The sequence below is a fragment of the Bradyrhizobium sp. UNPA324 genome (genome assembly GCF_006658635.1).
GTDB classification, from domain to species: Bacteria; Pseudomonadota; Alphaproteobacteria; order Rhizobiales; family Xanthobacteraceae; genus Bradyrhizobium; species Bradyrhizobium nanningense.
The window spans coordinates 23,594-38,805 of sequence record NZ_LFJD01000004.1; the positions used below are offsets into that span (position 1 = coordinate 23,594).

General features: G+C 65.9%; 16 protein-coding genes. 3 read left to right on the forward strand and 13 right to left on the reverse strand.

Annotated elements, in window-relative coordinates:
• Positions 1–108 precede the first annotated feature (108 nt).
• Entirely contained in the window at positions 109–1,008 is a 900-nt protein-coding gene (locus UNPA324_RS00125; RefSeq protein ID WP_128922075.1) for a LysR substrate-binding domain-containing protein, read from the forward strand.
• A gap of 93 nt (positions 1,009–1,101) precedes the next feature.
• Here the strand turns inward: UNPA324_RS00125 and UNPA324_RS00130 are convergent, their stop codons facing one another.
• The 9 genes from UNPA324_RS00130 to UNPA324_RS00175 form a co-directional block, all read right to left on the reverse strand.
• On the reverse strand, positions 1,102–2,475 hold the full coding sequence (locus UNPA324_RS00130; protein WP_141932865.1) for an amidohydrolase family protein: 1,374 nt from the start codon (positions 2,473–2,475) through the stop codon (positions 1,102–1,104).
• Positions 2,472–4,055 carry an ABC transporter substrate-binding protein gene (locus UNPA324_RS00135; RefSeq protein WP_141932867.1) on the reverse strand — a complete coding sequence of 528 codons (1,584 nt, stop codon included), beginning with the start codon at positions 4,053–4,055 and terminating at the stop codon, positions 2,472–2,474. Before UNPA324_RS00135 ends, UNPA324_RS00130 begins: the two co-directional genes overlap by 4 nt.
• Positions 4,056–4,281: 226 nt before the next feature.
• The gene (locus UNPA324_RS00145; protein WP_141932869.1) at positions 4,282–4,938 is read right to left on the reverse strand and encodes an aspartate/glutamate racemase family protein; all 657 of its coding nucleotides are present in this window, start codon (positions 4,936–4,938) and stop codon (positions 4,282–4,284) included.
• Positions 4,939–4,946: 8 nt separating this feature from the next.
• A complete protein-coding gene (locus UNPA324_RS00150; protein WP_141932871.1) occupies positions 4,947–5,831 on the reverse strand; it encodes a polysaccharide deacetylase family protein in 885 nt (294 codons plus the stop codon).
• A complete protein-coding gene (locus UNPA324_RS00155; RefSeq protein ID WP_181769239.1) occupies positions 5,818–6,633 on the reverse strand; it encodes an ABC transporter substrate-binding protein in 816 nt (271 codons plus the stop codon). Before UNPA324_RS00155 ends, UNPA324_RS00150 begins: the two co-directional genes overlap by 14 nt.
• A gap of 14 nt (positions 6,634–6,647) precedes the next feature.
• Positions 6,648–7,412, reverse strand: coding sequence for an amino acid ABC transporter ATP-binding protein (locus UNPA324_RS00160; protein WP_141932876.1), 765 nt, complete (start codon positions 7,410–7,412; stop codon positions 6,648–6,650).
• A complete protein-coding gene (locus tag UNPA324_RS00165; RefSeq protein ID WP_181769240.1) occupies positions 7,409–8,266 on the reverse strand; it encodes an amino acid ABC transporter permease in 858 nt (285 codons plus the stop codon). Before UNPA324_RS00165 ends, UNPA324_RS00160 begins: the two co-directional genes overlap by 4 nt.
• Positions 8,263–9,090, reverse strand: coding sequence for an ABC transporter substrate-binding protein (locus UNPA324_RS00170; RefSeq protein ID WP_141932881.1), 828 nt, complete (start codon positions 9,088–9,090; stop codon positions 8,263–8,265). The genes UNPA324_RS00165 and UNPA324_RS00170 overlap by 4 nt, the downstream gene beginning before the upstream one ends.
• Positions 9,091–9,145: 55 nt before the next feature.
• Positions 9,146–10,102, reverse strand: a complete 957-nt coding sequence (locus UNPA324_RS00175; protein ID WP_141932883.1) for an N-carbamoyl-D-amino-acid hydrolase — start codon at positions 10,100–10,102, stop codon at positions 9,146–9,148.
• Positions 10,103–10,253: 151 nt separating this feature from the next.
• Between UNPA324_RS00175 and UNPA324_RS00180 the strand changes: the two genes are divergently transcribed.
• Together UNPA324_RS00180 and UNPA324_RS00185 are read left to right on the forward strand one after the other, a co-directional pair.
• Entirely contained in the window at positions 10,254–11,180 is a 927-nt protein-coding gene (locus UNPA324_RS00180) for a LysR family transcriptional regulator (protein WP_141932885.1), read from the forward strand.
• A 29-nt stretch (positions 11,181–11,209) separates the two neighbouring features.
• Entirely contained in the window at positions 11,210–11,929 is a 720-nt protein-coding gene (locus tag UNPA324_RS00185; RefSeq protein WP_128922085.1) for a type 1 glutamine amidotransferase, read from the forward strand.
• A 112-nt stretch (positions 11,930–12,041) separates the two neighbouring features.
• Here UNPA324_RS00185 and UNPA324_RS00190 read toward each other — a convergent pair whose 3' ends face one another.
• The 4 genes from UNPA324_RS00190 to ruvB all read right to left on the reverse strand — a co-directional run bounded on the left by UNPA324_RS00190 (position 12,042) and on the right by ruvB (position 15,206).
• Entirely contained in the window at positions 12,042–12,509 is a 468-nt protein-coding gene (locus UNPA324_RS00190; protein WP_128922086.1) for a nuclear transport factor 2 family protein, read from the reverse strand.
• Between the two features lie 93 nt (positions 12,510–12,602).
• The gene (ybgC, locus tag UNPA324_RS00195; RefSeq protein WP_128922087.1) at positions 12,603–13,052 is read right to left on the reverse strand and encodes a tol-pal system-associated acyl-CoA thioesterase; all 450 of its coding nucleotides are present in this window, start codon (positions 13,050–13,052) and stop codon (positions 12,603–12,605) included.
• A gap of 69 nt (positions 13,053–13,121) precedes the next feature.
• Entirely contained in the window at positions 13,122–14,042 is a 921-nt protein-coding gene (locus UNPA324_RS00200; RefSeq protein WP_141932887.1) for a metallophosphoesterase, read from the reverse strand.
• A 129-nt stretch (positions 14,043–14,171) separates the two neighbouring features.
• On the reverse strand, positions 14,172–15,206 hold the full coding sequence (gene ruvB, locus UNPA324_RS00205) for a Holliday junction branch migration DNA helicase RuvB (RefSeq protein WP_177237050.1): 1,035 nt from the start codon (positions 15,204–15,206) through the stop codon (positions 14,172–14,174).
• Between the last annotated feature and the right edge of the window lie 6 nt (positions 15,207–15,212).

Genomic DNA, 15,212 nt, shown 5'->3' on the forward strand with positions numbered 1-15,212 from the left:
ATGCGAGCTGGCTCCAGCTCTGCTGAAAAAGATCGCAGACGTATACTTCCATCGTCCAATGAATAATGGCACCCTCTGCATGCCGAAATGTTATGATTGGATTGCGGGATGGCGCGGATCAATTCGCGGCAGGTGGAGGCCTTCCGCGCGATGATGCTGACCGGCAGCGTCACGGAGGCTGCGAAGCTGATGGTGGTGACGCAGCCCGCGGTCAGCCGGTTGCTGCGCGACCTCCAGGCCCTGTTGAAAATGGAGCTGTTCGAGCGGCGCGGCACCGGCCTCGTGCCGACCGCGGCGGCGATGGCGCTCTATACCGAGGTCGAGCGCTCGTTCGTCGGCCTCGAACGCATCAGTGCGGCGGCCGAGGAAATCCGCGGCCGCCGCACCGGCTCGCTGCGCATCGCCGCGCTGCCGGCGCTTGCGAACGGCTATCTGCCGCGCCTGGCCGGACACTTCCTGCAGGAGCGGCCGAACCTCAACCTTGCTTTCTTCGGCGTGATCTCTCCGATCGTGGTCGACTGGGTTCTGAACAATCAATGCGACATCGGCTTTGCCGAGGTGCCGATCGCCCATTCCGGGCTGCCGAGCCTGCGACTGCCGGCGCCCGCGCGCGTCGCGGTGCTGCCGACAGGTCATCGCCTCACGGAGAAGGACGTCCTGGAGCCGCGCGATTTCGAAGGCGAGACGTTCATCTCATTGTCGGCGGGGTCATCGAGCCGGCATCTCGTCGACCAGGTGTTCAATCGTCACGAGGTCCGCCGCGTGCTCAGGGTCGAGACCACGTTGTCGGAGATCATGTGTGGCATGGTGTCGTCAGGGCTTGGCGTCGCGATCTGCGACCCTTTCACCGCGAGGGAATTCTCCACCCGCGGCGTGGTCGCGCGTCGCTTCCTGCCACGCATCGACTTCGAATTCTCCGCCGTCTTCCCGGCGCAGCGCAGTCCCTCACCGGTGGCACTGGATCTGGTCGAGACCATGCGCAAGGCGCTCGCCGAATTCGACGATTAGGCCGAATGCTCTTGGGTCGGACGATCCGGCCGCAGGGTCGCTGCAACCTCTCCCGCTTGCGGGAGAGGGAGCGCACTTCCTTCGCCAGAACAATCAGCCGTTGAACGCCGCCTGCGCCTCCGGCAGATCCCAGATCTTGCCGATCGCGGCGGTGCCCGCGACCGTGATCGCCGCTTCGTCAGCGCCGAGATAGCGGCCGGCATCGATGAGCACGCGGCCATCGACGATCACCTGATCGACATTGGCGCGGTTGGCGAGCGCGATCAGCGCGCGGCGCGGATCGAACAGCGGCTGAAGATGCGGATGGGTGAGATCGACCACGGTGAGGTCGGCGGTTGCACCCGGCTCGATCCGGCCGAGATCCGGCCGCTTGATGACGTCGGCGGCCACCGCCGTGTTCGCCTCGATCAACTCGGGCGAGTTCGCGACGTCAGGGCGCGCCGAGGTGATCTTGGAGATCAACGACGCCGCGTTGAGCTCGCCGAGCAGGTCCATATTGTAGCCGTCGGTGCCGACCACCGTGCGCACGCCGTGCTCCGCGAACCGGCTGAACGCCGCGGTGACGCCGGCGCGCGCGAACACGCGCGGGCAATTCAGAACGGTCATGCCGCGCGCGGCCATCAGCTTGAGATCGTCGTCGCTGCTGAACATGCAGTGCGCCGCCATCAGGTCAGGCGCCAGCAGGCCGAGCCAGTCCAGGTACTGCGCCGGCGTGCGGCCGCCGTAGCGCTTGCCGATGGTCTCGACCTCGGCGCGGCTCTGCGCCATGTGCGTGGTGATGGGAACGCCGAGCTCGCGCGCCCGCGTCGCGCAGGCCTTCAGCAGATCCGGGCCGCAGGTGTCGGTGGCATGCGGGCTCATGGCGAGGCCGATGCGGCCGTCGCCGCGATCGTTCCAGCGCTGGTAGAGCGCATCCCATGTCGCCAAGTCGGCGGCGCCGTCATCGCCGGAATAGCGCACCACACCGTCGGGGCCGGCCTTGGCGTCCGACGTCGAGAACAGATAGGGCGCGCCGTAGAAGCGGATGCCCATCTCTTCCGCCGCGTCGAACATTTCCGGGATCGAATTGCGGAACGGCTCCATCACTGTGGTGGCGCCGCCCTTGAGCAGCTGCAGGATGCCGAGCCGCGCCACCGCCATGCGTTCTTCGGCCGACAGGATCTCGGCGCCGCGCTTGGTCAGCGGCAGCAGCACGGTGTAGACGATGCTCTGGTTGTTCTTGCGGCCGTTGCCGTCCTCGGTATGGCTGCGCGCCACGGCCTCGGAGAAGCAGTGATTGTGCAGGTTGAGCAGGCCCGGCAGCACGAAGCGGCCGGGACGGTCGTAGACCCGATCCGCGCGCGGCTTGTCCGGCGTGACCGCGGCGATTGTCTTGCCTTCGATCAGAACCCAGTGGTCGCGCAGCACGTCCTGCGCGCCATCTTTCCGCGACAGCACATAGCTGCCGAAAATTGCGATCGTGCTCATGCGGGGCGTACGTTCCAGAAGACGGCCGTGCCGTCGAGAATACCGGTGATGGCTTTGCGATAAGCGGTCGGCTGCTTGTACAGGCCGATCGGAATATAGGGGATTTCCTCGAACGCCACCGCCTGGATCTCGCGGCAGACGCGCTGCTGCTCGGCGAGCTCGGACGCCGCCAGCCACTGGCTGCGCAAGGACCCCATCTTCTCGCTCGCATACCAGCCGGCAACCTTGCCTTCGCCGCGGATATTGGTGTTGCCGGCCGGATTGAGCCAGTCGATGCCCTGCCAGTTGCCGACCGCAGCGCTCCAGCCGCCCTGCCCGATCGGGTCCTTCTTGAGTTGACGCTGCAACACGACGGCGAAATCGAGCCCGGCATATTCCACGTTCATGCCGGCCTTGCGAAGCGAGTCCACGGCGATCTCGCCAAGCGGTTTCTGCGCCAGCGAGTTGGTGGGCACGAGCACCACGATCTTCTCGCCATTGTAGCCGGCGGCTTTCAGGTCGGCCCTGACCTTGGCGTAGTCGCGCGGGCCGCGGAACACGTCGAGGCCGACCTCGCTCGCCATCGGTGTGCCGGGCGCGAAGTAGCCGATCGGCGAGACCTGGAAGGCAGGATCGGTGCCCGCAACGGCAGTCATGAATGCCGACTGATCGATCGCGCCCAGCAACGCGCGGCGGATCGCGGGATTGTCGAACGGCGGCTGCAGATGATTGAGCCGCAGCATGCAGGCATAGCCGCGGGGATCGAGGATGCGCGTCTCGATGTCGCCGGCGGCCTTGATGACCGGCAAGAGGTCATGCGGCGTGGTCTCCTGCCAGTCCTGCTCGCCGGTCTGGAGCGCAGCAACGCCAGTGCCGGCGTCGGGCGTGGTGGTCCAGACCACGCGATCGTAATGCGCGATCTTCGGCCCGGCGGTCCAATCCGGCTTGCCGTCAGTGCGCGGCTGATAGCGCTCGAACTTGGCGTAGGCGTTGCGCGCGCCCTGCACGCGTTCATCAGCGAGATAGCGGAACGGGCCGCTGCCGATCACTTCGGTCAGCGGCTTGAAGGGATCCTGGCTCGCCAATCGCTCCGGCATCATGAAGCAGGCGTTGATCGCGGCCTTGCCGAGCGCCTGCGGCAGCAGCGGGAACGGACGCTTGAGACGGAAACGGATGGTGCGGTCGCCCGCGGCCGAAAGCTCGGCGGTCGCCTCCATCAGCTCGCCGCCAAAGCCGTCGCGCGCGGCCCAGCGACGGATGCTGGCGACGCAGTCGCGCGCGAGCACGCGCTCGCCATCGTGCCAGAACAGGCCGTCACGAAGCGTGAGGTCCCACTGAAGCTCGTCGCCGGAGATGACGTGGCCCGACAGCATCTGCGGCGAAACCTGGAGCGAGGAGCTCATGCCGTAGAGTGTGTCGTAGACCATGAAGCCATGGTTTCGCGACACCTGCGCGGTCGAGTAGATGGGATCGACGAAAGCGAGATCGATCACCGGGATGAAGCGCAGGGTGGTCTGGGATTCGGCGCGCACGATGCCGGGCAGCGATAACGCCGGCATGGCTGCGGCGGCCTTGAGGAGCGAACGGCGGGAGATAGGCATTGCAGGAGGCTCCTAAGTGTCGCGATGTGCAGCCGCAACGGCAGCGCGCTCCCTCCCCCGCTTGCGGGGGAGGGCTGGGGAGAGGGTGCCTCCGCAGGCGAGGGCCCCCAAGAGGAGAGAGCCCTCACCCGCGCCTTCGGCGCGACCTCTCCCGCAAGCGGGAGAGGTCGCAGCGAGTGCGCGGCCAGAGCGGGTGTCAAGAGAACGCGGCTTCATCATTCGCATGTTACGCATTGAGCAACACCGCACCGATCGCAGCGGCCACCGCCTGTTGCGTCGGCTCAACCACCGGCACGCCGATCGCCTCCGCGATCGCCGCACGATGCGAGACCATGCCGGCGCAGCCCATCACCACGACATCGGCACGGCATTGCGTGACCAGGGCGCGGGCGGCATCGATCAACCGTCCACGAATGTCCGCGCCCGCGGTTTCCGCTGCGCTCGCGCCGACCGACCAGCTTCCGGCATAGCGGCTATCGACGCCCATCACCCGCGCCATCCGTTGCTGGCGGCGGATGCTCGACGGCGACAGCGCGATCACGCCAAAGCGCTCGCCCAGCATCAGCGCGCGAAAAATGCCGCACTCGGCGATGCCCATGACGGGGCGGCCGCCGGCGGCTTCACGCACCGCATGCAGGCCGGGATCGCTGAAGCAGGCGAGCACGAAAGCATCTGCATCGTCGCGCGTGACGCGATTGACCAGCGGCATCACCACGCTGTCGGCATCGCGCTGCGAGCTGATGCCCGGCGGGCCCTCGGGAAGCCCGGTCACCTCGATGTCAGGCCCGCCGGCGATCCGCAGCGGCGCAACCGCGTCGTCGATCGCCGCCGTCACCGACGCCGAGGAGTTGGGGTTGATGACGAGGATGCGGCGACGGCTCATGACGGGACTCAACGGCTCGCCGCCTCGTGGCGCAGGAAGTTTTCCGCGATCTTCTCACCCGTGGTAATCCAGACGTCGGGGCACGACATTGCGTAAGTGAGGAACTCGCGCAGCAGGCGCAGCCGCATCGGCCGGCCGCTGCACTGCGGATGCAGCACGGTCGTGACCATCGCGCCCCAGTCGCGGACCTCGTCCAGCTCGTCCTTCCACATTGAGAGCACATGCTCCTTGGGAAAGATCGAGCGCGGGCTGAAGCGTCCGGACAGGCCGTGCATCCAGTCATCGTAGCTCGCCGTGACTGGCAGCTCGATCGTGCCAGGCTTGCCGTCGGCGAGACGATGGCGATAGGGCCTGACGTCATCGCGGAACGACGACGTATAGACGATGCCGTGACGCACCAGCGCGACGCGCAGCTCCTCGGTGAACTCGCCGTAAGGCGCGCGGTAACCGGTCGGCTTGACGCCGAGCCGGCGCTTCAGCGCCTCGAAGCCACGTTCCAGCTCCTCCTCGATCCAGGGATCGCCCGGATCAGGCAGCAGATGATGATAGCCGTGATGGCCGATCTCGTGGCCGGCCTTGAGGATCGACTCGGCCATCGCCGGATGCGCATCGACCGACCACCCCGTCACGAAGAACGTCGCCTTGAGATCGAGCTGATCCAGCAGCTCCAGCAGCTTCGGCGTGCCGACGCGCGCCTCATAACCGCCATAGCTCATGGTGATCAGCCTCTGCGCATGCACTGCGTCCTTGCTGGTCCACGCGCTCTCCGCGTCCACGTCGAACGACAGGAACATCGCCGAATTATACGGCTTCGGCCAGGGATAGTCCGGCGCCGGATCGGCGGTATTGGCGGGGACGAGCGGGATGCTCTGGAGTGCCTTACTGTCCAGCATTGATGGTCGCCTTCTCGATTGCGTTATCGCTCAGTTTCCACTTCGCCAGCAGGGTCTTGTAAGTGCCGTCCGCGATCAGCGCATCGACCGCCTCCAGCATCGCCTGATGAAGCGCCTTCTCCTTCACCGGCAGGGCAATGCCGGTGAATTGCTGCGCAAGGGTCTGGCCCACCGGCGCATAGGCGCCGGGCTCCTGATCCATGATGTAGGGCAGCGTCTCATCGCCTTGCACGGCGGCGTCGATACGCCCCTGCCTGAGCTGGGTGCGGGCATCCGCCGAGCCGTCGGTGCCGACGAACACGATCGGATTGCTGCCGCAGCTCTTCTCGCTCCACGCCGCGATCTGGGCCGGGAACATGGTGCGGCGGCTGGCACCGACCTTCTTGCCGCAGAGCGCGGCGGCATCCTTGAACTCCGCCGCACGCGATTGCTGCACGAAGAAGCGCGGGCCGCTGCGAAGATAGTCGACGAAGGTCGCGGTCTCATGCCGGCTCGCATAGTCGGTGAAGCCCGACAGGATCGCATCCGCCCGCCCCGTCGCGATCGACGGCATGAACTCGGCAAAGCTGGTCTCCTGCCATTCGATCTTGAGGCCGAGCTTGCGGCCGATCGCCTCACCGAACTCGACATCGAAGCCGGAGAGCGCGTTGGTGGCGGGATCGCGGAACTCCATCGGCGGATAGTTCGGCACCAGCGCCACCTTGATGCTGCCGCGCTTGGCGATCTCCGCGGGCAGCTCGATCGCCATCACCGGCAAGCTCATGGCACCCAGGAACGCCGCCGCAACCAAAAACCTCTTCATCAACACGCCCCCATTCAGATCACAGCCGCAAGAAATGCCTTGGTTCGCGCCTCGCGCGGCGCGCCCAACACGTCGCAGGCGCGCCCCTGCTCCACGATCGCGCCCTGGTCCATGTAGACGACGCGGTCCGCGACCTCGCGCGCAAAGCCGAGCTCGTGCGTCACCACCATCATGGTCATGCCGCTCTTCGCCAATTCCTTCATGACGGCGAGCACCTCGCCGACGAGTTCGGGATCGAGCGCGCTGGTCGGCTCGTCGAACAGCATCAGCATCGGCTTCATGGCGAGCGCTCGCGCGATCGCGACGCGCTGCTGCTGGCCGCCGGAGAGCTGGGCCGGATACCAGTCCGCCTTCGCGGACAATCCAACGCGGCGGAGCAACTCGAGTGCTTCGGCGCGCACTTCCTCGACCTTGCGTCCCTGAACCTGGACCGGACCTTCGATGATGTTCTCCAGCGCGGTCTTGTGCGGGAACAGATTGAAGCGCTGGAACACCATGCCGGTCTTGAGCCGCTGCCGCCCCATCTCGCGCTCGCTGAGGCGATGGAGCTTCCCGCCCTGCTCGCGCACCCCGAGCAGCTCGCCATCGAGCCAGATGCCGCCGGCATCGATCGTGGCGAGCTGGTTGATGCAGCGGAGCAGCGTGGTCTTGCCGGAGCCGGAGGCGCCGATCAGGCACATCACCTCGCCGGGCCAGACGTCGAGCGAGACGCTTCTGAGAGCCTGGAACTCTCCAAAATTCTTGGCTACGGAGCGGATCGCGACCAGGGGCTTTGTCATCGCGCCAGCCGCAATGTGCCGCGGGCAAAGCGGCGTTCGAGCAGCATCTGGAGCGGGGTCAGGATCGAGACCACGAGCAGGTACCAGAGCCCGGCGACGATCAAGAGCTCGATGACGCGGGAATTGGCGTAATAGATGTTTTCGGCGTTGTGCAGCAGCTCGGGATATTGAATGACGCTGGCGAGCGAGGTCGCCTTCACCATGCCGATGAACTCGTTGCCGAGCGGCGGAATCACCACCCGCATCGCCTGCGGCAGCACGATCCGCCGCAGCGCGCGCAGCCGCCCCATGCCGATCGCCTGCGCCGCTTCATATTGCCCGATATCGACCGACAGCATGCCGGCGCGCATCACCTCGGAGGTGTAGGCGCCCTGGTTGATGCCGAGCCCGAGCAGCGCGGCGAGGAACGGCGTCATGACGTCGACGGCGCGCGCACTCCACAGGCCGGGAATGCCGATGGTCGGAAACACCAGCGCGAGATTGAACCACAGCAGCAATTGCAGGATCAGCGGGGTGCCGCGGAACAGCCAGGTGTAACCGGCCGCGACCGTCTTCAGCACCGGATTGGACGACAGCCGCATGATCGCCACGACGATGCCGAGGAAGATCCCGAGCGCCATTGCCAGCACCGCCATCACCATGGTGTTGACGATGCCTTCGAGGATGACCTTTGCGGTCAGGAAACGGCTGACATAGGACCATTCGATCTGGCCGCCCGCGAAGGCGCGCACGATCGCGGCCAGCACGAGCACGATCAGGGCCGCGCTGAGCCAGCGAAACCAGTGCGGCTCGCGCGCGATCCGCATCCCCGACAGATCGGGAAACCCCTCCGCGAGTGCCGGCGCCGGCTTCATTGCGGCGCCGCGTTCAGCATGGGTTTTGCGATAGCGTTGGCGCCCAGCCCCCATTTGTCGAGAATCGCCTTGTAGGAGCCGTCAGCGATCATCGCCGCGAGTTTTTCCGTGACCGCCTCGCGCAAGGCTGCATCGTCCTTGCGGAACATGATGCCTTGATAACCTTTGGCGAAGGGCTCGCCGACGACGCGGTATTTGCCGGGCTCCTGCGTCTGGGCATATGGCAGCGTCTCGCTGCCCTGCACGGCGGCATCGATGCGCCCCTGCTTGAGCTGGTTGCGGACGTCGATCGAGTTCTCACCGGGCACGTACTGGATCGCCGGTTTGCCGGTCGGCTCGCAATTTTGCTTGCTCCACTTCTCGATCTCAACCGGAAAGCTGGTGCTGCGGGTGGTGCCGACCTTCCTGCCGCAGAGATCGGTTGCGTCCTTGGCCGCATTGTCCGCCATCACGAAGAACTGCGGGCCGGTCGCAAGATAGTCGACGAAATCGGCGGTCTCGCGCCGCGAGGCGCGGTCGGAAATGCCGGAGATGATGAAATCGGCACGCTTGGTCTGGAGCGAGGGGATCAGCTCGGCGAACGGCGTCTCGCTCCAGACGATCTTCAGGCTGCCGAGCCGCTTGGCGAGCTCGCTCGCAAGATCGATGTCGAGCCCGACCAGCTCGCCCGTCGCGGGATCGCGATATTCCATCGGCGCGTAGGTGGAGTTGACCGTGAGCTTCAGCGTGCCCGCCTGCCTGATTTCCGCCGGAAGCTCGGCCGCTTGCGCCGACGTCACGGCGGCCAGGGCTGCCAGCCCAAGGAAATGCGAGAGGCGTGTCATGTCAGCTCCTTTGCCAACGGTTGGCCGGTCCTATTGCCAACGCCGTGCCATTTGGTCAGTCCGCGTCGAGAACGGCCGGCTCGATGACGCCGGCGCGTTCGGTGATCACCCTGTATTGCTCGGGCCGCCGATGGGCGGCGAAATTGAACATCTTGTCCTTGCCCTGGCGGCACAGATCGAGATCGATGTCGGCAACGATTACCTCATCGGCGAGCGTCTGCGCCTGCGCGACGATGCGGCCATTTGGATCGACGATGCAGGAGCCGCCGATCAGCCCGGAGCCGTCCTCCTCACCCGCCTTCGCCACCGAGATCGCCCAGGTCGCGTTCATGTAGGCATTGGCCTGCGTCACCAAGGTCGAGTGGAAGGTACGCAAGGCGCCGTCTTCGGTCGTGCCGCCATTGGGATCGTAGGCGGCCGAATTGTAGCCGATGCAGACGAGCTCGACGCCTTGCAGACCGAGCACGCGCCAGGATTCCGGCCAGCGCCGATCGTTGCAGATCATCATGCCCATGATGGCATGAGCCCAGGCCGATCCCGCGCGGAAAGCGGGAAAGCCGAGGTCGCCATACTCAAAATAGCGCTTCTCGAGCTGCTGATAGCGTGCGCCCTCGCGAGGCTCGACCGAACCCGGCAGATGCACCTTGCGATAGCGGCCCAAAATCTCGCCGTCGCGATCGACCAGGATGGAGCAATTGTAGCGCCGGCCTTCCGGCGTCAGCTCGGCATAGCCGACATAGAAGCCGACGCGCAGCGCTCGCGCGCGATCGAACAGCTTGGCCACCGCCGGGTTCGGCATGCCGCGCTCGAAATAACGGTCGAGCGCTTCGCCCTCCAGCAGCCAGCGCGGAAAGAAGGTGGTGAAGGCAAGCTCGGGAAACACCACGAGGCTGGCGCCGCGGCCGGCCGCCTCCTCCAGCAATGCCAGCATCCGCCACAACGTATGCTCGCGCGTATCGGCTTTTTGCGTCGGCCCCATCTGGGCAGCGGCGGCGCGAAGGACGCGAACCAAGATTGCCTCCAATCTGTGCGCAGTGCTGCCTCAATGGGCGAACGAACCCATTGATGCGACGCGCAAATCCGCTGCCATTACGGGCGAGCGGGGCTGCAAAATCAATTCGTTCTGCTATGATGTTTTGGCCCTGAGTATAACCGGCAGTGATATGAACCTGCGTCAGCTCGAGATCCTGCGTGCCGTCATCCGCCACCGCACCACGGTGGCGGCAGCGGACGAGCTGGCACTGTCGCAGCCCGCGGTCAGCAATGCGCTGAAGACGATGGAGGCGCAGGCGGGCTTTGCATTGTTCGAGCGGGTCAACAACCGGCTGTTTCCGACCGCGGAAGCGATGGCGCTCTACAAGGAGAGCGAAGCCATCTTCGCGCTGCACGCCAAGCTGGAGAACCGTGTGCGCGATCTGCGCGAGAACCGCTCCGGCCATCTTGCCATCGTGGCGACGCCGCCGCTCGCCTACAGCATCATTCCGTCCGCGCTGTCAGGCTTCCTGCGCCGCCGCCCGGGGACCCGCGTGTTCTTCGACGTGCGCCGCTATGAGGGCATCATCGAGGGCGTGCTCAGCCGCGTCGCCGAGCTCGGCTTCGCGCTCGGCCTGACGCATCATCCCGGCATCGCGCATGAGGTGGTACACACGGGTGAGATGGTCTGCGTGCTGCCGCAGCAGCATCCCCTCGTTGACAGGCCGGTGATCTCCGCTTCCGACCTTTCCGGCCTGCCCTTCATCGGGCTGGAGCGCGGCACACGGCTCGGCGAAGCCGTGCGCGACAGCTTTGCCCGGGCCGGTGCGCCGTTCCAGCCGACCGTCGAGGTGCGCTATTGCAACACGGCCTGCGTGCTGGCTGCCGCCGGCGTCGGCGCCGCGGTGGTCGACCCGTTCTCGCCGCGGCAGAACGGCGGCAGCGGCCTCGTGGTGCGGCCGTTCGCGCCGACGACGCACGCGGTCGCCTATATGCTATGGTCGGAAGCCGAGCCGCTGTCGCGCCTCGCCAAGGCTTTTCTTAACGAGGTCCGCAATGAGAGCACGCTGCTGGCGCGCACAGCGCCACACCAGCAACATGGGGCAGAAAGCGACTGAGCTTCGCAACCTTTGACTTTGGGAGGCACATGGCACGCATCACCATCATCGAGACCGGAGAGGTCCCGGAAAAATACCGCGGGCGCCACGGTTCCTTTCCCGATATGTTCGCCCGCATGGTCCGCACCGAGGACCCGGCCGCCACAATCGAGGTCATCAGCATCCCGAATGGCGATACGCTTCCCGATCCGAGCAAGCTCGAGGCCGTCCTGATCACCGGCGCCGCTGCCGGAGTCTATGACGGCCTCGACTGGATCGCGCCGCTGGAAGATTTCGTGCGGGCCGCCTACGCCAGCAAGACACCGATGGTCGGCGTCTGCTTCGGTCATCAGCTGATCGCCCAGGCGCTCGGCGGCACCGTGCGCAAGTCGGAGAAGGGCTGGGGCATCGGCCGGCACGTCTATCAAGTGCTGCCGGAGAACGGCGTCGTCGACGGCGAAGCCATTGCGATCGCCGCCTCGCATCAGGACCAGGTGATTGAACCCCCGAACGATGCGCTGACGATCCTGTCGTCGGAGTTCGCCCCGCATGCCGGTCTGCTCTACGCTAACGGCACGACGCTGACCGTGCAGCCGCACCCGGAGTTCGACGTCGAGTTCGCGCAAATATGCTGCGAGTTGCGCGACGGCAAGGCGCCGGACGATGTCGTCGCAACAGCGCGAGCATCGCTGGCGGAGCCGATGGACAACGCGAAGCTCGGTGGGGCAATTACGCGGTTTCTGGCACGCAAATCCATCCCCTCATCCTGAGGAGCGCGCTCTTCGCGCGCGTCTCGAAGGATCGAGGCCCCACTGCGGCAGCGGGGCCTGCATGGTTCGAGACGCCGCTTCGCGGCTCCTCACCATGAGGAGTGAGAGTTCTTCAAAACGGATCGCTTCCCAGTCCCGCGACATCGGCCGGCCGTGGCCCCGGCGCCGGCCAGTGAAACCGGCGATCCTTTTCCGCAATCGCGATGTCGTTGATCGACGCCTCGCGCCGTTTCATCAGGCCGTGCTCGTCGAACTCCCACTGCTCGTTGCCGTAGGAGCGATACCACTGGCCGTTTCCATCGTGCCACTCGTACTGGAAACGCACCGCAATGCGGTTCTCGTCGAAGGCCCAGAGGTCCTTGATCAGGCGATAGTCCTGCTCCTTCTCCCATTTGCGGGTGAGGAAGGCGACGATCGCTTCGCGGCCCTGAAACACCTCGGAGCGATTGCGCCAGCGGCTGTCCTCGGTGTAGGCGAGCGAGACGCGCACCGGGTCGCGTGAATTCCAGGCGTCCTCTGCCATGCGCGCCTTTTGCGCTGCGGTCTCACGGGTGAACGGCGGAAGCGGCGGGCGCGACATGGTGGCCTCATCGGTTGATTGAGGCCGCAATCTATCGCCCCGTTTGACGGAGTCGATAGGCTATCACAAATCAGGCGATCACTTATCGGGCGATCACGAAACCAAATCGGCCTTCATCAGCGTGCGGATCGATTTCGGGATCGGCTGGGCGCGGCCGCCGCTGATGAAGGCGACGCGGACCTCGGCTTTCACCAGCACGTCTTCACCGCGCCGCACCTCCTGCGCCAGCATGATCGAGGCGCCCTTCACCGCGACCGGCCAGGTCACGACGTCGAGCACGTCGTCCATCCGCGCGGGCTTGAGGAAATCCAGATGCATCGAGCGCACCACGAAGGCGAAGCCCGTGCCTTCCGTCTCGGCCTGCTCGAACAGCGCCTGCTGCTCGGCGCCCATCAAGCGCAGATGATTGGTGCGTCCACGCTCCATGTAGCGCAGATAATTGGCGTGATAGACGATGCCGGAAAAATCCGTGTCCTCGTAATAGACGCGGACCTGCATGTGGTGCCGGCCGTCGCGGATCTCGCCGTCGAGATGAGCTGTCACGTCGCGAGCCTCTTCGCTTGTCGGTAACCGACCCCGTTCTGCGCAAAAACGGCCGACCGCGCAAGCCTGTCAGGACACAACCAGCCCTGACCTTCCCAGCGTCACCTCGACGATCTCAGGCGGCACGCCGACGCGGACCGGCATGATGCTGCAACCGAGGCCGCCGGAAACGATGAGGTCGCATTTCAGCCGGAAGTGACCATAGGCGAGGCGGACGCCGTGTTTCGGCGAGACGGCCGGCGACCAGCCGAGCAAGCGAACCTGGCCGCCATGGGTGTGGCGGGACAATTGCAGCGCGACGCGCGCAGGTACCAGTGGCGCGATGTTGGGTTCATGTGCGAGCAGGATGACCGGCGCATCGTCGGTGACCTTCGCCAGCGTGCCTGCGAGATCGTCGGCACCAAGCCTGTGGGCGCGGCCAAAGCGCTTTGCGGGATAGTAGGCCAGCTGATCGCCGAGCCCGGCAAGCCAGAACGGGCGACCGTCCTTGGAAAGGCGCACGACGTCGTTCTCGTAGACGGGAATGCCGGCTGCCTCCAGCGCCCGATGCGCGATGGTTGGCCCGTGCCCCGCGCGCTGCACGGTCTTGTCGTCCCAATAATCGTGATTGCCCATCACCGCATGGACGCCGAGCGGCGCCTTGAGGCCGGCCAGCACCCTCGCCCATTCGCGCGACGGAATGAGGCGCGTGACCTGGTGAAGACCGGCGACGTAATCGCCGAGCAGCACGACGAGGTCGGCCTTCAGCGCATTGGTGCGCTCGACGATGCCCTCGATCCGCTCCAGCGACATCCAGGGATCGCAGGCATGGATGTCGGCGATGGCGGCGATCTTCAGCGGAAGATCCGCAGGCCATTGCCGCGGCGTCGGATGATAGCGGGTGACGCGGAGCCGCAGCACCGGCTCGACGCCGACGCCGTAGGCAGCGGTCGAAACGCCGAGGGCGGACAGGCCGCCGATGGAACGAATGAAATGACGCCGCGTGATCATGGAAACCCGATCGAGATGCGCCCTCTTGATGCGGTCCGATTGGAGCGGAATTGGGGTGCGCTCGTGCAGATCGTCTGCACGAGATGACCGGAAATTCATGACAAAAGGAGCGCGCGGCGTTTGCGCAGATCAGTCGTCGCTCTCATCCGTCCCGAACAGGCCGAACTGTGCCGCCGCATCGCGCGACGGCTCGGCGATGCCGAGATGGCGGAAGGCATGCGAGGTGAGCAAGCGGCCGCGCGGAGTACGCTGGAGGTAGCCGCACTGGATCAGATACGGCTCGATGATGTCCTCGATCGCGTCGCGCGGCTCGGACAGTGCCGCGGCCATGGTCTCGACGCCGACCGGGCCGCCGCCATAGTTCATCGCGATGGTCGTGAGATAGCGGCGATCCATGGCGTCGAGGCCCGCGGCGTCGACCTCGAGCGCGCTCAACGCGTGGTCTGCGATCTTGCGATCGATCTTGTCCGCATCGGCCGCCGAGGCGAAGTCGCGCACGCGACGGAGCAGGCGCCCGGCGATGCGCGGCGTGCCGCGGGCGCGGCGCGCGATCTCGTTGGCGCCGTCCGCGCTCATGCCGACATTGAGCACGCGCGCGCCGCGGCTGACGATGCTTTCCAATTCCTCGATGGTGTAGAAATTCAGCCGCACCGGAATGCCGAAGCGATCGCGCAAGGGATTGGTGAGCAGGCCGGCGCGCGTGGTGGCGCCGACGAGCGTGAATTTCGACAGCTCGATCTTGACCGAGCGCGCCGCCGGGCCCTCGCCGATGATGAGGTCGAGCTGAAAGTCCTCCATCGCAGGATAGAGCACCTCTTCCACCGCCGGGCTCAGGCGATGAATCTCGTCGATGAAGAGCACGTCGCGCTCTTCGAGATTGGTCAGCAGCGCGGCGAGATCGCCGGCCTTGGCGATCACTGGCCCTGAGGTGGCGCGAAAGCCGACGCCGAGCTCTTTCGCCACGATCTGCGCCAGCGTGGTCTTGCCGAGTCCCGGCGGACCCACGAACAGCACGTGATCCAGCGCCTCGCCACGCTTGCGCGCCGCCTCGATGAAGATGGAGAGGTTCTTGCGCGCCTGCTGCTGGCCGACGAAATCGGACAGCGATTGCGGCCGCAGCGCGGTGTCGCCGACATCGTCGCTGCGGCGCTCGGGCGAGACCATGCGGCT